The sequence below is a fragment of the Bradyrhizobium sp. A11 genome, assembly GCF_042077125.1.
GTDB lineage: Bacteria > Pseudomonadota > Alphaproteobacteria > Rhizobiales > Xanthobacteraceae > Bradyrhizobium > Bradyrhizobium japonicum_B.
In genome coordinates this window covers 6,867,724-6,884,404 of sequence record NZ_CP149509.1, presented here as the reverse complement: position 1 = coordinate 6,884,404, position 16,681 = coordinate 6,867,724, and the positions used below count along the sequence as shown (strand labels likewise).

The window sequence follows — 16,681 nt, the reverse complement described above, 5'->3', positions numbered from 1 at the left end:
GGACCGGCCGCGATGGATTCAAGCTTCGACGAACCCGATTACGACTATGCCGCCTCCATCGCCGGACGGGCGGTGCGCAGCATGGCCGAACAGCGGATTGCGCCGACGCCGGCTAATTTTGCGGTCTGGTACCAATATTTCGCGGGTGGCCATGACGATCTGCGCAACGCGATCGATCTTCTGATCGACCACAATCGTCCGTTTGACGCCCGAACCAATCAGGACCTGTTCGAGACCTATGTCGCACCCCAGGTGAGCGCCGTCGCCGTCGATACCTCCGAGCGGCTGCATGCGCTCATGGGTACGGCGAGGGAATTCCTGGCGACCGCGATCGCTGACAACCATTCGCAGATGCGGGCCATCAGCGAGGTGGCGGACCAGGGCAAGGCGGGCGTCGATCCGAAGGCGCTGGTCGCCCAGCTCATGAACGAGCTGGCCCGGGCCGCCACGAAGGCGACCCAGCTCGAGGCCGGCTTTGCGGAGAAGACCCGCGAGCTCGACCTCATCAGGGATTCGCTCACGAGGTCCGAGCAGCGCGCGCGGACCGATACGCTGACGGGCCTCGCGAATCGGCGGGCGCTCGATGAATTCCTGCACAAGGCGCAGGCGACCGCGGATTGGGGCGAGCCGCTCAGCGTGCTGATGCTCGACATCGACCACTTCAAGTCTTTCAACGACAATTTCGGCCACGGCGTCGGCGACCAGGTGCTGCGCCTGATGGCGAAGGTGTTGCGCGAGAAGGTTCGCCCGCAGGATCTGCCGGCCCGCTATGGTGGCGAGGAGCTGATCGCGGTGCTGCCGGCCGCCGATCTCGCCGATTGCGCCGAGATCGCCGAGCGCATCAGGCGCGGGCTCGCCGAATGCAAGATCACGCGCCGCTCGACCGGCGAGACCCTGCCCAATATCAGCGTGTCGATCGGCGTGGCGCAGTACCGGCCCGGCGAAGCGATCACCGATCTCATCGAGCGCTGCGACCGCGCGCTCTATCTCGCCAAGGGCAGCGGCCGCAACCGCGTGGTGACGGAAGCCGAGCTCGATCGCACGGGCGCTGCGGGCTAGGTTCGGGCGAGACGATGACGGTGCGCTCCCTCTCCCCGCAAGCGGGGCGAGGTGAAGCAACGGCCCGCTAGGCGCTGGCCGCCATCATCATGTCAGGCGTGCCGCTCTCGATCGCCTGGATGCCGTGCTCGACGACATTGTTGCGGCCGCGGTGCTTGGCGGCATAGAGCGCGGCGTCGGCGGCTTCGATCAGGTCGCCGGGACGCAGGCTTTCGTTCGGCTTTGTCGCGGCAACGCCGATCGAGACGGTGACGATCATATGGGCTGAGGTGATGTGCGGCAGGCACAGCTTCAGCACCGTCGCGCGCACCTGCTCGCCGATCGCCACGGCGCGAGTTACATCGGTGTTCGGCAGCAACAGGCAGAATTCTTCGCCGCCATAGCGTGCCGCGAAGCCCATCGTGTCGGCGGCGATGCCGGACAGCGATTCGCCGAGCCTGGTCAGGCAGGAATCGCCTTCGAGATGACCATAGGTGTCGTTGAACAGCTTGAAATGATCGACGTCGATCATCAGCAGCGCGAGGTCGCTGCCATATTGCTGCGCGCGCATCCATTCGAAGTCGAGCCGGCTCTGGAAGCCGCGGCGGTTGGCGAGGCCGGACAACATGTCGATAGAGGCCATCACCGTCAGCCGGTCGTTGCTCGCGATCAGCTCGCGTTCGCGCTGGCTCAGTTGCGCGGCCATCGCGTTGAAGGCGCGGGCCAGCGGTACGAACTCGGCCGGCAGGCGATTGCGCGCCGCGCGGGCCGACAGATCGCCCTCGCCGAGGCGCTTGGCCATGTCGACCAGCATCTCGATCGGCTTGATGACGAGCTTTTCGGCAGCGATCAGTGCGCCGAGCAGGACGAACACGACGACGAAAGCGAGCTGGAGATAGGCGGTGCGGATGTCGCGGCTGACCGCCGCGGAGACCTTGTCTTCGTCGATGCTGGCGATCAGGCGGGCGTTGGTGCCGGCGATGCGGATGTAGCTGACCGCGCGGCGCGAGCCGTCGGCGGCGAGGAAGGACAGTGAGCCCTCGTCCTGGTCCGACCGCAGCGCCCGGTCGGCGATGGCCGCCATCAGCGGCATGCTGTCGAGGGGACGGCCGATCACGCCGTGCTGATCGGCCGGAGCGGCCAGCACGGTGCCTGCGCTGTCGACCAGCACAGCGGTGATGCCGGCGCGGCTGCCGAGGTTGTTCATCACCTTCGACATCCAGTCGAGGTTGACCGTGGCGAGCACGACGGCGTCGGCGACACCGCTGAACACGGACACCGGGTAGACTGCCATGACGGTCGGCGTCTGGACCGGCCGCGACAGGATGAAGTCGCTCAGCACGAAGCGGCCGCTCTCCTGGGCCTGCTGAAAATAGGGCCGGTCGCTGAGGTCGAGGCCGACATAGGTGTTGTTGGTGGCGCATTGGATGCGTCCGTCCTGGCCCGCGATCAAGAGCGTGCGGATCCAGGGCAGGTTCGACGGCAAGCTCGCGCGCAGCACGTCGCAGCTCTTGCTGACGCCGCCGGCGGAGGCGCGGATGAAAGCTTCCGCTTTCAGGATGGTCTCGACCGAGGAGATCACCTCGCGTTGCGCGTCGGCGCTGTGTCTTGCGATGGTGGTGAATTCAACCGTGGCCTGCGCGATCTGCCGCGCGCGGGTGTCTTCGAGCGAGCGGATCCGCTCGAACATCAAGGGCGCCACCAGGATCACCGCGAGCAGCGCGAGCCGCGCCCGGATTCCGAGAACCTGCTTGAGTTTCGCTCGCTTGCGGTTGAGACTAATGCTTGTCATCTTCGTTACCCACCCCGCAGGGCAAGGTAAAGCGAAGGGTTCAAAAACTCTTTCTTGAACTCGGTAAAATTGGACTTACCTCGGTTAGAACTATAGCCAATCGACGTCATGACAGAAGCCAACGCCGCGCCGGTAACCGGCCATTCACCAAACGCGCTCGCCGCGGTCGAAGCCGAAATCGCCCGCGCCTGCAAGGATGCGCGGCGCGACCGCGCCTCCGTGACGCTGATTGCCGTGTCGAAGACTTTCGCCGCGGATGCCATTGTTCCGGTCATCGAGGCCGGACAGCGTGTATTCGGCGAGAATCGGGTGCAGGAGGCCAAAGGCAAGTGGCCCGCATTAACATCGGTTTACCCCGGCATCGCGCTGCATCTGATCGGACCGCTGCAATCCAACAAGGCGAAAGAGGCGGTCGCGTTGTTCGATGCCATCCACTCGGTGGACCGTCCGAGCATTTGCCAAGCGTTAGCCAAGGAAATCGAATCCCAGAACAAGCACCCGCAGCTCTTCGTCCAGATCAACACCGGCGAAGAGCCGCAGAAGGCCGGCGTCGCGCCGGGCGAGGCCGACGCCTTCCTCGCCAGCTGCCGCAACACCTATGGGCTGACGATCTCCGGGTTGATGTGCATCCCGCCGGTCGACGAACCGCCGGCGGCGCATTTCGCGCTGACCGCTAAGATCGCCGCGCGCAACGGATTGACGAATCTCTCGATGGGCATGAGCGCGGATTTTGCGACCGCGATCATGCTGGGTGCCACCCATGTGCGTGTCGGGAGCGCGATCTTCGGGCATCGGTGAGTGTCGTTGGCGAGGGCCGTGCCCAACCGAGTTCTTGAGTTCGTCATTGCGAGCGTAGCGAAGCAATCCAGGATCTTTCCGCGAAGGTAGTCTGGATTGCTTCGTCGCAAGGGCTCCTCGCAATGACGGCGGAGCTGACTACACGAACCCCACCGACACCTTGCCCAGCACCCCGAAGTCCACGGCAACATGATCGCCGGCCGCGATCGGCAGCGGCGGATGGCAGGTGCCGGTGGTCACCACCTGCCCTGCCCGCAAGGTGATGCCGAGCCCGGAGAGCTCATTGGCAAGCCAGGCGAGTGCGGCGCGGGGATCGCCGAGCACGTTCCTGCCGTGGCCGACATAGCGCTCGCCGCGCAGCGTGATCGTTGGCCGCTCCTCGACGAGATCCATCGCACGCCAATCTGCAGGCGTCGCCGCGCCGAGCACGAACAAATGCGCGCAGGCATTGTCGGCGATCAGCTGCGCCTCGCCGGCTCGGACGAAATCGGCAAAGCGCGAGTCCGGAATCTCGATCGCGGGATGGAAGCTGTCGACGGCCGCCAGCACCTCGTCGATCGTATACGACGCTGCGCGCGGGGGCAGATCACGTCCCATCCGGAAGGCGAATTCAGGCTCGCCGACGCGCATCTCGTTGCCCTTCATCGACGCGGTCCCGCCGTCGGCGATGACCGTGTCGCTCATGATGCGGCCGGCCAGCGGTCCCGTGACATTGATGTGCTTCTGTCCTGATATGCTGGTGGCGGCGATCTTCCAGCCGAACAGCTGTCCAAGCGGCTGGGTTTCGAGCGCAGCCTGGATGGCGTAGCCCTCAGTGCGGCTCTGCGGCCGCAAATCCGCCTCCAGCGCGTCAAGCTTGGAGCCGTCGCGCCAATGCTGAACGAGCATGCGCGAAGCCGCCGCGATCTGATCCTTGTCGAGCATCTGTCTCACCCGATGATGATTCTCGTCCGCGGGCCCAGGCGCCGCAGCAATTGCAGCATCGCCGATTTCGTCATCGAGACGCAGCCCGCGGTCGGACCGAAATTGTCGCGGGCCAAGTGCAGGAATACCGCGCTGCCACGGCCGGCGATCCGTGGCCGCGTGTTGTGGTCGATTTCGACGATGAAGTCATAGAGATGGTCGGCGCGCTTGAGCCGGTCGCCGCCCTGCCCCTCGCTCAGCCGGATCCCCTGGTTGTAATGGCGGTCTCGGGGATCCTCGCACCAGGCGTCTTCGCCGGTGATGATCCGGGCCGGCAGGAAGCTCTGCGGGCGGCTGTGGCGGTCGCCCCGCCACCACAATCGCCGGGGGCGGAAGCTGCCTCTGGGGGTGCCGCCGTCGCCCTCGCGCTTGTTGGCGAGGATGCCGCCCCGCCCCAGCGCAACCGGGATGGTCAGCGATCCCGCCGTCAGCCAGCCTCGCCTGGGATTGCCGGCGGCAGGCTTAACGCGGATCGTTCGAAGCGGTCCGGCACTTCGATTCATGGTGTAACCGACTGAAGCAGCTCTATTTTTCATGTGAACGTGCAATGTCGAATTCATTACAGGACATTCATCAAAACGCCCTGCTATTCTGGGTTAGAGTGGTTCTGGCTTGTGAATCGGTGACAGCCCACTACTTCAACACGAACAACAATAACAACAGAGACCCCTAAACTTCCCCTCACGGCTGGGTGCGGCATGGATGCGCGCCGAGCCGGACCCCAAAAGGATGACCCCCTATGGCCAATGCCCGCAAGATCCTCATCGTGGATGACGATACCGATCTGCGCGATACGTTGGTGGAGCAATTATCGCTACACGAAGAATTCGAAGCCTCCGCCGTCGATACCGGCGCGAAGGGCGCGAGCGCCGCCAAGGCCAATGCCCCCGATCTCGTTCTGATGGATGTCGGCCTGCCCGACACCGACGGCCGTGAGGTGGTCCGCTCCTTGCGCAAGGGCGGCTTCAAGGCCCCGATCATCATGCTGACCGGGCACGACACCGATTCCGATACGATTTTGGGGCTGGAATCCGGCGCCAACGATTATGTGGCCAAGCCCTTCCGCTTCGCCGTCCTGCTGGCCCGCATCCGCGCCCAGCTCCGCCAGCACGAGGCCAGCGAGGACGCGGTGTTCTCGGTCGGCCCTTATTCCTTCCGTCCCGGCTCGAAAATGCTCACCGCGGCCAATGCGCGCAAGGTCCGGCTGACGGAGAAGGAAACCGCCATCCTCCGCTTCCTCTACCGGGCCGGCCAGATGCCGGTCTCGCGCGAGACCCTGCTCCAGGAGGTCTGGGGCTATAATTCCGGCGTCACCACCCACACGCTGGAGACCCACATCTACCGCCTGCGCCAGAAGATCGAGAAGGATGCCGCCAACCCGGAAATCCTGGTGACGGAAGCCGGTGGCTACAAGCTGGTGCCGTGATACGCTCGAAGGGCGTGCGAATCGTTTGAGATCGCATGCCCTTGAGCCTCGGATCTGAATGTCGATCGACGACGACGTAGCGCTTCTCGAGCGGGTCCCGACACTGCGCCTGTTGGGCGACGCCTCGTTGCGCATGCTGGCGATCGGCTCCGAGCAGCGCGACTTCGTCCGCGGCGACACCCTGTTCAATCTCGGCGATGACGCCGATGCCGGCTTTGTGGTCCAGCGCGGCGCTTTCCGGGTCGAGGACGGCGCCGGCGCCGAGATGATCGCCGGTCCCGGCGCGCTGATCGGCGAGCTCGCGCTGGTGGTGCCCATGAAGCGGCCGTCGAGCGCGATCGCGCTGGAGCATTCCTCCGTCATCCGTGTCGCCCGCAGCCTGTTCCAGCGCGTGCTGGAAAGCGACCCCGCCGCCGCCGTGCGCCTGCGCGACGAATTCGCGGTGCGCTCCAGCCAGATCGCCAGCGACATATTGATGGCAGGCGCCAAGCTGACGTCGTAGCTCTCTCCATCCGTCATTCCGGGGCGCGCATAGCGCGAACTATGGTGCGCAATTGCGCACCTGAGAATCCATTCATCCAACGCTTCTGCGGCCCGATGGATTCCGGGTTCGATGCTGCGCATCGCCCCGGAATGACGGAAGGCTAAACCTCCAGCGTCACCGTCACGGGCACGTGGTCCGACGGCCGCTCCCAGCTCCGCGCATCGCGCAGGATCTTGAAATCGCTGACCGCGTCCTTCAACGCGCGCGAGACCCAGATGTGGTCGAGCCTGCGGCCGCGGTCGCCTACGGTCCAGTCGGGCGAGCGGTAGCTCCACCAGGTATAGACTTTCTCCGACATCGGAATGCGGTCGCGCGCGACGTCGACCCATTCGCCGGCTTCGAGTGCGGCCTTGAGCTTCTCGGTTTCCACCGGCGTATGCGAGACCACCTTCAAGAGCTGCTTGTGCGACCACACGTCGTTCTCGTGCGGGGCGACGTTGAGATCGCCGACCAGGATGTGGCGGTCTTCACCGCGCGGATGCAGCGGCTCGCACGCCTTCATCTCGTCGAGGAAGCGGAGCTTGTGGTCGAACTTCTCGTTCAGCGCGGGATCGGGGATGTCGCCGCCGGCGGGCACGTAGAAATTATGCAGCACCAGCGGCTTTGCGATATTGGCCTTCTCGCCGAACGACACCGAGATATGGCGCGAATCCACTTTGTCGCAGAAGGTGCGGATGTCCTTCGAGTCGAACGGGATCTTCGAGACGATGGCGACGCCGTGATAGCCCTTCTGTCCGTTCAGCGCGACGTGCTCATAGCCAAGCCGCTTGAAGCGCTTCAGCGGAAAGGCATCGTCGATGCACTTGGTCTCCTGCAGGCACAGCACGTCCGGCCGCGCGCTCCTAAGAAACTTCGCGACCAGATCGATGCGCAGCCGCACCGAATTGATGTTCCAGGTTGTCAGGGAAAGACGCATGGGAAATGCGTCTTAGCAAGCTCTCGTAGGGTGGGCAAAGGCGCAAAGCGCCGTGCCCACCGCGTTTTTGGAGTTGGGCGCGAACGGTCGGTCGAATTGCGTGCCCCGGACGCTGCGCGGCACGAAGTGACGCGCTGGAGAGCCGGAGCCCATCTTGCGGCATCCTGGGTCCCGGCTCTGCGCTTCGCTGCGCTAGTCCGGGACACGCGAGCTCAGCCCGGCGACGGCGTGCTGTAATTGGTGAAATCGATCTTGAACATGCTGGGATCGAGCTTCTTGCTCGAATCCAGGTTGTAGACCGCGATCGTGGTGTCGTAGCCCTGCGGGTCGGTGACGGTCCACTGCTTGAGTTGGCCGTCCTTGGCGCCGAACATCAGCAGCAAGCGACTGGTGCCGACCAGCGCCTGCTTCTCCTCGATGGTGACGCTGACGAAGACGTCGTCGGCGGAGACGTTGACGACGTTGGTGTCCTTCATCAGGTCGATGCGGTCGGACAACAGGAAGCGCAGCGGCGTCTGCGACAGCGGATAGACGTCCTGCGTCGCAAGCTTGCGATCGCGCACCACCAGGGACGATCCGTCGGCGACGATGTCGATCGGGCTCGGCGCATCATATTCGAAGCGCACCTTGCCCGGCTTCTGAATATAGAAATCGCCCTGCGTCTTGCTGCCGTCGGGACCGACTTGGACGAAATTTCCGACCAGCGTCTGCAGCGACGACAGATAAGCGCTGACCTTGGCCGCCTGCGCCTTCTGGTTGGCATCGAAGGTCTGGAAAATGCTGCTCGGCACGTTGCGGCGCGGATCCGGGATCACCGGAACGGGTGGCGTCTGCGTCGCGCCGGTGACAGCTGGACCACCGCCTCCGGACCCCGAACCATCACGGCCCTTCGGCGCGGGTTTCGGCACCGGCACGGACTGCGCGAGCGACGTTGCGGTCATCATCGCGGCAGCGACGAGCAGCACGCCGGCCACGCGCGCGCTTCGCGCGGCGATATCGGCAGCGAATCGAATGTCCGGATGTCTGATCAACGCGTCGTCCTGTATGGCTAGGCGCCTTTTAGCGTGATTTCGGGCAAAAGCAGATATCGATTTTGCGTGAAATGATGTTTCGAGGCGACCGCCTCACATATGGCTGTCTTCTTCCTCGACCAGAATCTCGCGCTTGCCGGCGTGGTTGGCGGGTCCGACGATGCCTTCCAGTTCCATGCGCTCCATCAGCGATGCGGCGCGATTGTAGCCGATTTGCAGGCGGCGCTGGATATAGCTGGTCGAGGCCTTGCGGTCGCGTTTGACGATCGCAACGGCCTGTTGGAACAGATCGCCGCCGCCGTCCGCGCCCATGCCGCTGGCGTCGAACACGGCACCGCCGTCCTCGTCCTCGCTCGGCTCTTCGGCGGTGACGGCCTCGAGATATTCCGGCTGCCCCTGCGTCTTGAGGTGACGCACCACCTTCTCGACTTCCTCGTCGGAGGCAAAGGGGCCGTGCACGCGGCTGATGCGGCCGCCGCCGGCCATGTAGAGCATGTCGCCCTGGCCGAGCAGCTGCTCGGCGCCCATCTCGCCCAGGATCGTGCGGCTGTCGATCTTGGACGTCACCTGGAAGGCGATGCGGGTCGGGAAGTTCGCCTTGATGGTGCCGGTGATGACGTCGACCGACGGACGCTGCGTCGCCAGGATCACGTGCAGGCCGGCGGCGCGCGCCATCTGCGCCAGGCGCTGCACCGCGCCTTCGATGTCCTTGCCGGCGACCATCATCAGGTCCGCCATTTCGTCGACGATGATGACGATGTAGGGCAGCGGGTCGAGCGAGAGCTTCTCTTCCTCGTAGATCGCCTTGCCGGTCTCCTTGTCGAAGCCGGTATGCACCGTGCGCGTCGGCTCCTCGCCCTTGGCCTTCAGCTCGAGCAGGCGCGTGTTGTAGCCGTCGATGTTGCGCACACCGAGCTTGGCCATGTTCTTGTAGCGCTCTTCCATCTCGCGCACGGCCCATTTCAGAGCGACCACCGCCTTCTTCGGGTCGGTCACGACGGGCGTGAGCAGATGGGGAATGCCGTCATAGACGGAGAGCTCGAGCATCTTCGGATCGACCATGATCAGGCGGCACTGGTCCGGGCGCAGCCGGTAGACCAGGCTGAGGATCATGGTGTTGATGGCGACCGACTTGCCCGAGCCGGTGGTGCCGGCGATCAGCATGTGCGGCGTGCGCGCGAGGTCGATGATGACGGGATCGCCGCCGATGGTCTTGCCGAGGCAGAGCGGCAGCTTGGCAACCGTATCGGCGGCCTCCTTCGCGACCAGCAGTTCGCGCAAATAGACCTTCTCGCGATGCGCGTTCGGCAATTCGATGCCGATGGCGTTGCGGCCCGGCACGACGGCGACGCGCGCCGACAGCGCGCTCATCGAGCGCGCGATGTCGTCGGCAAGCCCGATTACGCGCGACGATTTGATGCCGGGCGCGGGCTCCAGCTCGTACAGCGTGACGACGGGGCCCGGATTGGCCTTGACGATCTCGCCGCGCACGCCGAAATCCTGCAGCACGCCTTCGAGCGAGCGCGAATTGGTCTCCAGCTCGGCCTTGCTGAGCGGCTGGCGATCGCCGGCCTTCGGCGCCGCCAGCATGGAGACGGAGGGAAGGTCGAACTTGTCGGAGGATTTCTTGGCAGGAGCCTTCGGCGCAGCCTTCTTGCGCGGGGCGCGCGCGACCGGCTCCTCCTCCTCCTCTTCTTCCTCGTCCTCGTGTTGATCCTCGTCGTCCTCGTCCTCGGATTGCGGCGAGATCGGGGGCGCCGCACGGCCGCCGCCGAGATTCGGCTCCTGGCGGCTGAACGCCACGGCCTTGGTTTTCGGTGCGCTCGAGACCAGCGAGCGGTAGGCGGCACCACACAGCCAGACCAGCCGCGCCTTGGTGCTCATCAGCGCATGGAACAGCCAGCCCAGCGACACCGAGCCGCGATCGCCTTCCTCGTCTTCGTCGAGCGGCTTGTCGTCGTCCTCGATCTCGCTGTGCTCTTCGTCGTGCTCACGGGCGCCAAGACCGCAGGCGATCAGGAAGGTCGCGGCCATCGCGGCGAACAGGATCGTGCCGAGCACGATGCGGTAGATCGTGCCGGCAGGCCCGAAGATCACGGCGGGCGCGCGCACCAGGGCGTCGCCGACCACGCCGCCGAGGCCGGTTGGCAGCGGCCATGCGCCGCCATGCGGCCAGCAGCTGACGAAGCCCGCCGCGAGCACCGCGCAGAGAACCCAGGAGCCGAGCCGCAGCGCTTCGCGGTCGAACGGGCGATGCGTCATCATGCGCCAGCCCCAGACCGCGACGGTGAGGACCAGCATGATGGCGCCGAGCCCGAGGATCTGCATCGCAAGATCGGCGCCGATCGCGCCGGCATAGCCGAGGATGTTGCGGATCGGCCGCGAGGTGGCGTGGCTGAGGCTGGGATCCTGCACCGACCAGGTCATCAGCGCGGCCGAGGCAACGCCCGCCAGCCCAATCAGGCCGAGGCCGGTGAGCTCGCGCATGCGCCGCGCCAGACCCTCGCGGATCGATGGCGGCAGATGGCCGACCAGTGGAATGACGCGTTCGATTGCCGACATGCTCATGGGCCCGCCTAACCCAGAGTCTCGACCAGGCGATGCAGCGCCTGCGCCGTGGTCTCGCTGTCCTGCACCAGTGCGAGGCGAATGTAGCCTGCGCCGGGATTGAATCCGTCAGGCTGCTGCCGCGCCAGGAAGCTGCCGGGCACCACGCGCACGCCGGCTTCCCGGAAAAGCTTGAGCGTCACGGCCACGTCGTCGCCGATCGCGGACGTATTGAGCCAGACGCAGAAGCCGGCATCGGGGCGGCGATAGAAGTAACGGTTGCCGATGATCTGGTCGGCGAGGTCGAACTTGATCCGGTAGAGCCTGCGGTTCTCTTCGACATGCGCCTCGTCGCCGTAGGCAAACGTCGCGACATGCTGGAGCGGCACCGGCACCTGCGGCGCGGCGATGTTGCGCAGCTCCAGGAACATGCCGATGAACGTCTTGTCGCCGGCGGCGAAGCCGACGCGCAGGCCCGGCAGGTTCGAGCGTTTCGACAACGATTGGAACGCGGCCACGCGGGTGAAATCGGGGCCGGCACATTCGAGCGCGCTGCCCGGTGCTTCGCGGGTATAGATCTCCGAATAGCACTCGTCGCTGAGGATCATGAAGCCGTAGCGGTCGGCGAGGCGTTTCAACCGCGTGAAGTAATCGCGCGAGGCGACCGAGCCCTGAGGGTTGGCCGGCGAGGCCAGGTAGAACGCCACGGTGCGCGCCAGCGTCGCCTCGTCGATGGCATCGAGATCGGGCAGGAAGCCGTTGTCGATCGTGGTCGGCAGATAGACCGGCTCGCAGGCTGCAGCCAGGGCGCCGGCGCCATAGACCGGATAGAACGGGTTCGGCATCAGGATGGCGGGCTTGCCGGGGCGCGGACCGACATAGCGCGCCGCTGCGATCGCGGCGAGGAATAGCCCCTCGCGGCTGCCATTGAGGACGAGAATCTCGGCTTTGGGGTCGAGCGGCCGCGGCAGCTTGAAGCGCGACGACAGCCAGGTGCTGGCGGCCTGGCGGAACGGCTCGGTGCCCTGGTTCATCGGGTAGCGGCCGAAATCGGCGATATGCTTGGCCAGCACCGGGCCAACGAAATCAGGCACGGGGTGCTGCGGTTCGCCGACCGCGAGCGAAATCAAGGGCTTGCCGGGCTGATGCGGCGCCAGCAGCTCGTTCAGCCGGACGAAGGGCGAGCGTTCGTTGGGGCTTCCACCGGCCTGCGGCGCGCGGGATGAAGCGGTCATGACCATTCTGGGCGCCAGTACTCTTGGAACGGCCGGTCGCGCACCACGGCGCCGGCGGGAAGCGGTTCAGTTCACCATAGATAGGGCGAGGTTAAGACGCGATTAACCATCGGCCGCCGCCTCCGTCCAGAGCAGGAATATTAAGGCCGGATAACAACGGGATGCGGCTGCCGTTGGGGCTGGTTGCTCACCGCTCCCGCTTGCGGGAGAGGTCGCGCCGAAGGCGCGGGTGAGGGTTCTTTCCGCATAGGGACTGTCCCAGTGTTCAGACACCCTCTCCCCGGCCCTCTCCCGCAAGCGGGAGAGGGAGAGCTCCGTCATCGCGGCCTCAACGCCCCGGCAGCTTCTCGAACGTCTTCATGCCTGCCGGGATCGCGTGAAATTCCTGCATGTCGCAGGTGTAGATCGCCATCTGCGGCTGGAACTGCTTTGGTTCGTCCAGCGTGCCGACCTTGACGACCGCGGCCGGCAGGCCCGGGACCTTGGTCACCAGATGGGTGCCGCATTCGGCGCAGAATTCGCGCGTGACGGCGCGTTCGAGGTCCTTGCGGGTGAACTGCCTGGGCTGCCCCAGGATGTAGGTGAAGCCGGCTGCCGGCATCGCGATGAAGGTGTTGGGCGCGCCGCCCGAGATGTACTGGCACTCGCGGCAATGACACTGGGCCTGCATCATCGGATCGCCCTCGGCCACGTAGCGCACTTCGCCGCAATAGCATCCGCCTTCCAAACGCATGACGACCTCCCCGATTGTTGTTTCTTGTGGTCGATATTTCTGCGCCGGCGGCGCGGAATCGCAATCCTTTTCTTCGGCACGCCTGACCAAAAGAAAGGGGCTCCAGCTTGCGCTGGAGCCCCTCAACGGTCAGGGCATTGCCGGGTATGTGCCCGAACCGTAGGTCGGGGCGCGATCCCCGAAGGAGCCGCGCCCGGGAGGAGTTACATGTTGTAGGCGCGCTCGGTGTGCTCGGTGATGTCGAGACCTTCACGCTCGCTTTCGACATTGGTGCGCAGACCGACGATCACGTCGACGACCTTGTAGAGGATCGCCGAGCCGACGCCCGACCACACCAGCGTGGTGACGACGGCCTTGATCTGCGCCAGCATCTGCACGGCGAAGTCGTAATCGGCAACCTTGGGCGGGATCGCGGTGTAGTCGACGATGCCGGCGCCGCCGAGGGCGGGGTTGACGAGAATGCCGGTGCCGATGGCGCCGACGATGCCGCCGACGCAGTGCACGCCGAACACGTCGAGGCTGTCGTCATAGCCGAGCGCGTTCTTCACGACGGTGCAGAAGAACAGGCAGACCACGCCGACCACGAGACCGAGGACGATCGCGCCCATGACACCGGAGAAGCCGGCGGCAGGGGTGACGGCCACGAGGCCTGCGACGGCACCGGAGATGACGCCGAGCACCGAGGGATGACCCTTGATGATCCACTCCGCGAACATCCACGACAGCGCGGCGGCCGCGGTGGCGACGAAGGAGTTGGTCATGGCGAGGGCAGCGCCGCCGCTGGCTTCGAGGTTGGAGCCGGCGTTGAAGCCGAACCAGCCGACCCAGAGCAGCGAGGCGCCGATCATCGACATGGTCAGCGAGTGCGGGGCCATCAGCTCCTTGCCGTAACCGACGCGCTTGCCGATCAGGAGAGCGCCGACGAGGCCCGCGATGCCGGCGTTGATGTGCACCACGGTGCCGCCGGCGAAGTCGATCGCGCCCATCTTGAAGATCCAGCCGGCGTCGGCATTGAGCTCGTCGAGTTTGGCCTGCGCCGCGGTCTTGGCCGCCGCGTCAGTGGCCGCAGCGAGCGCCTTGGCCGCGTCCTGGATCAGATCCGGACCCTGCCAGTACCAGACCATGTGCGCGATCGGGAAATACACCAGCGTGACCCAGAGCGGGACGAACAGCGCGATCGCCGCGAACTTCATGCGCTCGGCGAAGGCGCCGACGATGAGGGCGGGCGTGATCGCCGCGAAGGTCATCTGGAAGCACACATAGATGAGCTCCGAGATGTTGGCGTCGACCGAGAAGGTCGCCGCCTTGGTGTCGGTGGTGACGCCCATCATGAAGGCCTTGGAGAAGCCGCCGATGAAGTCCGAGCCGCCGGTGAAGGTGAGGCTGTAGCCGTACACGGCCCAGATCACGGTGACGACGCAGACGGTGTAGAACACCTGCATCAGGACGGAGAGCATGTTCTTGGAGCGGACGAGACCGCCGTAGAACAGGGCGAGGCCGGGGATCGTCATCAACAGCACCAGCACTGTCGATGTCATCATCCAGGCGTTGTCTCCCTTGTTGATTGTTGGCTCGGCGTAGGCTGCGGTCGCAGCGAACAGGCCGACTGCGAGAGCCGCCAATCCCGCGCCATAGGGACGCTTGAACGTCATAATATTCACTCCTGCTTGGATAAGGTTGAGCGCGAAATCAGAGGGCCGCGGCATCGGCCTCGCCGGTGCGGATGCGCACCGCGTGGTCGAGGTTGATGACGAAGATCTTGCCGTCGCCGATCTGTCCGGTTTTCGCGGCGGACGTGATGGCGTCGATGGTCTTGTCGACCTGGTCGGAGGCGACAGCGACCTCGATCTTGATCTTGGGCAGGAAGCTCACGGCATATTCGGCGCCGCGATAGATTTCCGTATGGCCCTTCTGGCGGCCATATCCCTTGACTTCCGTCACCGTGAGACCATGAACGCCGATGGCGGTCAGGGCGTCACGGACTTCTTCCAGCTTGAATGGCTTAATGATCGCCATAACAATTTTCATGGGTCCTATCCCCGCTTGGGCCCGGTCCGGACATGGCCGGGCGTTCTCGACTGGTTCGCCACGAGGGAGAAGTTCACTACGCGGGCACAGCCAGGACCCCTAGAATCAAATGCCGTGCCAGATCAGGCGTGTTGCCTAACGGACTATGAAAACGGGGGTTTTCGTGTTTGACGGGTATTGCAGTGCGGTGCGCCATTCCGTCGCGCCCAAAACGTGGTCATGCCTGCTTAAAACGCGAGCACGACAGGCTACCGACACAATGTTGCTCATGTGTCGGGCAGCGAAAAGGTAATTTTGTAGCGTCGGCGCTTATTGCAGGGCTTCGCCGTGCTGCGAAATATCCAGCCCCTCGAGTTCCTGCTCACGGGATACGCGCAAGGGCACGAACAGGCCGACCAGCTTGAGCAGGATGAAGCTCACGCCTGCCGACCAGACGAAGGTGATGGCGATCCCATAGAGCTGGATCAGCAATTGCTGCGGATTGCCCTCGAAAAGGCCGGCGGTGCCGCCGATGGCGCTGGTTGCGAACACGCCGGCGAGCAGGGTCCCGGTCAGGCCGCCGATGCCGTGGACGCCGAACACGTCCAGGGAATCGTCATAGTTGAAGCGGTGCTTCAGCCAGGTGCAGGCCCAATAGCAGACCGCGCCGGCAATGATGCCGATGACGATGCCGTGCCAGGGCGCCACGAATCCGGAGGCCGGCGTGATGGTGCCGAGCCCGGCCACCGCGCCGGAGATCATGCCGAGCACGGAGGGCTTGCGCCGCGTCGACCATTCGATCGCGCCCCAGGTCAGCGCGCCGGCGCAGGCGGCGAGGTGCGTCGCGATGATCGCCATCACCGCGCGTGAATTGGCCGCGCCCGCCGAGCCGCCGTTGAAGCCGAACCAGCCGACCCACAACAGGCCGGTGCCCATCACCGCAAGCGAAAGATCGAACGGCGAGAGATTTTCGCTGCCGTAGCCGTGACGGCGCCCCATCACCCTCGCCGCAACGAGGCCGCCGGTGCCCGCCGACAGGTGCACCACGAGGCCGCCGGCGAAATCGAGCACGCCCATGCTGCTGAGGAAGCCGCCGCCCCACACCCAATGCGCCAGCGGAATGTAGACGAAGATGAACCAGGCGACGGAGAACAGGAGATAGGCGGAGAACCGCATCCGGTCGGCGACCGAGCCCGCGACCAGCGCCACCGTGATGATGGCAAAGGTCATCTGGTACAGCATGAACAGCGCTTCCGGGATGGTCTTCGCCGCCGGATTGACGCTGTCCATGGTCATGCCGGCGAGAAACCAGCGGTCGAGCGTGCCGATCCACGGGCCATCGCCGACGAAGCACAGCGAATAGCCGAACGCGACCCAGAGAATGGAGATCAGCGCGACCGCGGCGAGGCTCTGCGCCATGGTGGCGAGCACGTTCTTCTTGCGCACCATGCCGGCATAGAACAGCGCAAGGCCCGGGATCGTCATCATCAGCACCAGCGCGGTGGCGACGGTCATCCAGGCGGTGTCGGCGGCGTTGATCTCGCTTGCCGCGGCTTGCGCCGGCGCGGCCATGAGCAGCACAATTCCGATCGGCGCAGCCATTGCAGCTGCGCGGCGCAAACATCCCGCCATATCGTTCCCCCCGGCATCA

15 protein-coding genes are annotated in these 16,681 nt (G+C 65.1%); 4 read left to right on the top strand and 11 right to left on the bottom strand.

The genetic code is table 11. The features are described from left to right. Window positions 1-12 precede the first annotated feature (12 nt). Window positions 13-1,059, top strand: a complete 1,047-nt coding sequence (locus tag WI560_RS32355; protein ID WP_375306392.1) for a GGDEF domain-containing protein — start codon at window positions 13-15, stop codon at window positions 1,057-1,059. Between the two features lie 67 nt (window positions 1,060-1,126). Here the strand turns inward: WI560_RS32355 and WI560_RS32350 are convergent, their stop codons facing one another. Further along, complete coding sequence (locus tag WI560_RS32350) at window positions 1,127-2,830, bottom strand: diguanylate cyclase domain-containing protein (RefSeq protein ID WP_375306391.1); 1,704 nt, start codon at window positions 2,828-2,830, stop codon at window positions 1,127-1,129. Between the two features lie 108 nt (window positions 2,831-2,938). Here WI560_RS32350 and WI560_RS32345 point away from each other — a divergent pair, with 108 nt between their 5' ends. Further along, window positions 2,939-3,628 (top strand): YggS family pyridoxal phosphate-dependent enzyme, encoded by a 690-nt coding sequence (locus WI560_RS32345; RefSeq protein ID WP_375306390.1) that lies wholly within the window; start codon window positions 2,939-2,941, stop codon window positions 3,626-3,628. A gap of 138 nt (window positions 3,629-3,766) precedes the next feature. Here WI560_RS32345 and WI560_RS32340 read toward each other — a convergent pair whose 3' ends face one another. Continuing rightward, window positions 3,767-4,552, bottom strand: a complete 786-nt coding sequence (locus WI560_RS32340) for a 2-keto-4-pentenoate hydratase (protein ID WP_375306389.1) — start codon at window positions 4,550-4,552, stop codon at window positions 3,767-3,769. A gap of 5 nt (window positions 4,553-4,557) precedes the next feature. Beyond that, on the bottom strand, window positions 4,558-5,127 hold the full coding sequence (locus WI560_RS32335; protein WP_028133429.1) for a L,D-transpeptidase family protein: 570 nt from the start codon (window positions 5,125-5,127) through the stop codon (window positions 4,558-4,560). A gap of 203 nt (window positions 5,128-5,330) precedes the next feature. Between WI560_RS32335 and WI560_RS32330 the strand changes: the two genes are divergently transcribed. Both WI560_RS32330 and WI560_RS32325 read left to right on the top strand, forming a co-directional pair. Then, window positions 5,331-6,017, top strand: a complete 687-nt coding sequence (locus tag WI560_RS32330; RefSeq protein WP_007598630.1) for a response regulator transcription factor — start codon at window positions 5,331-5,333, stop codon at window positions 6,015-6,017. A gap of 58 nt (window positions 6,018-6,075) precedes the next feature. Next, window positions 6,076-6,519, top strand: a complete 444-nt coding sequence (locus WI560_RS32325; RefSeq protein WP_028133428.1) for a cyclic nucleotide-binding domain-containing protein — start codon at window positions 6,076-6,078, stop codon at window positions 6,517-6,519. Window positions 6,520-6,661: 142 nt separating this feature from the next. Here WI560_RS32325 and xth read toward each other — a convergent pair whose 3' ends face one another. The 8 genes from xth to WI560_RS32285 all read right to left on the bottom strand — a co-directional run bounded on the left by xth (window position 6,662) and on the right by WI560_RS32285 (window position 16,662). Then, on the bottom strand, window positions 6,662-7,477 hold the full coding sequence (gene xth / locus WI560_RS32320; protein ID WP_375306388.1) for an exodeoxyribonuclease III: 816 nt from the start codon (window positions 7,475-7,477) through the stop codon (window positions 6,662-6,664). Between the two features lie 212 nt (window positions 7,478-7,689). After that, a complete protein-coding gene (locus tag WI560_RS32315) occupies window positions 7,690-8,451 on the bottom strand; it encodes an outer membrane lipoprotein carrier protein LolA (RefSeq protein WP_375308964.1) in 762 nt (253 codons plus the stop codon). A 150-nt stretch (window positions 8,452-8,601) separates the two neighbouring features. Then, window positions 8,602-11,076, bottom strand: a complete 2,475-nt coding sequence (locus WI560_RS32310; protein ID WP_375306387.1) for a DNA translocase FtsK — start codon at window positions 11,074-11,076, stop codon at window positions 8,602-8,604. Between the two features lie 8 nt (window positions 11,077-11,084). Next, window positions 11,085-12,296, bottom strand: coding sequence for an aminotransferase class I/II-fold pyridoxal phosphate-dependent enzyme (locus WI560_RS32305; protein ID WP_375306386.1), 1,212 nt, complete (start codon window positions 12,294-12,296; stop codon window positions 11,085-11,087). A 322-nt stretch (window positions 12,297-12,618) separates the two neighbouring features. Further along, complete coding sequence (locus tag WI560_RS32300) at window positions 12,619-13,023, bottom strand: GFA family protein (RefSeq protein WP_375306385.1); 405 nt, start codon at window positions 13,021-13,023, stop codon at window positions 12,619-12,621. Window positions 13,024-13,226: 203 nt separating this feature from the next. Next, window positions 13,227-14,675 (bottom strand): ammonium transporter, encoded by a 1,449-nt coding sequence (locus WI560_RS32295; protein WP_257179133.1) that lies wholly within the window; start codon window positions 14,673-14,675, stop codon window positions 13,227-13,229. A gap of 37 nt (window positions 14,676-14,712) precedes the next feature. Next, on the bottom strand, window positions 14,713-15,051 hold the full coding sequence (locus WI560_RS32290) for a P-II family nitrogen regulator (RefSeq protein WP_008142813.1): 339 nt from the start codon (window positions 15,049-15,051) through the stop codon (window positions 14,713-14,715). A gap of 309 nt (window positions 15,052-15,360) precedes the next feature. Continuing rightward, window positions 15,361-16,662: an ammonium transporter gene (locus WI560_RS32285; RefSeq protein WP_375306384.1), complete on the bottom strand. Its 1,302-nt coding sequence runs from the start codon at window positions 16,660-16,662 to the stop codon at window positions 15,361-15,363. Window positions 16,663-16,681 lie beyond the last annotated feature (19 nt).

Bases quoted from the DNA above. Each gene is read 5' to 3' on its own strand.
- WI560_RS32355 (WP_375306392.1), top strand. From the start codon at position 13: ATGGATTCAAGCTTCGACGAACCCGATTACGACTATGCCGCCTCCATC.
- WI560_RS32350 (WP_375306391.1), bottom strand. From the start codon at position 2,830: ATGACAAGCATTAGTCTCAACCGCAAGCGAGCGAAACTCAAGCAGGTT.
- WI560_RS32345 (WP_375306390.1), top strand. From the start codon at position 2,939: ATGACAGAAGCCAACGCCGCGCCGGTAACCGGCCATTCACCAAACGCG.
- WI560_RS32340 (WP_375306389.1), bottom strand. From the start codon at position 4,552: ATGCTCGACAAGGATCAGATCGCGGCGGCTTCGCGCATGCTCGTTCAG.
- WI560_RS32335 (WP_028133429.1), bottom strand. From the start codon at position 5,127: ATGAAAAATAGAGCTGCTTCAGTCGGTTACACCATGAATCGAAGTGCC.
- WI560_RS32330 (WP_007598630.1), top strand. From the start codon at position 5,331: ATGGCCAATGCCCGCAAGATCCTCATCGTGGATGACGATACCGATCTG.
- WI560_RS32325 (WP_028133428.1), top strand. From the start codon at position 6,076: ATGTCGATCGACGACGACGTAGCGCTTCTCGAGCGGGTCCCGACACTG.
- xth (WP_375306388.1), bottom strand. From the start codon at position 7,477: ATGCGTCTTTCCCTGACAACCTGGAACATCAATTCGGTGCGGCTGCGC.
- WI560_RS32310 (WP_375306387.1), bottom strand. From the start codon at position 11,076: ATGAGCATGTCGGCAATCGAACGCGTCATTCCACTGGTCGGCCATCTG.
- WI560_RS32305 (WP_375306386.1), bottom strand. From the start codon at position 12,296: ATGGTCATGACCGCTTCATCCCGCGCGCCGCAGGCCGGTGGAAGCCCC.
- WI560_RS32300 (WP_375306385.1), bottom strand. From the start codon at position 13,023: ATGCGTTTGGAAGGCGGATGCTATTGCGGCGAAGTGCGCTACGTGGCC.
- WI560_RS32295 (WP_257179133.1), bottom strand. From the start codon at position 14,675: ATGACGTTCAAGCGTCCCTATGGCGCGGGATTGGCGGCTCTCGCAGTC.
- WI560_RS32290 (WP_008142813.1), bottom strand. From the start codon at position 15,051: ATGAAAATTGTTATGGCGATCATTAAGCCATTCAAGCTGGAAGAAGTC.
- WI560_RS32285 (WP_375306384.1), bottom strand. From the start codon at position 16,662: ATGGCGGGATGTTTGCGCCGCGCAGCTGCAATGGCTGCGCCGATCGGA.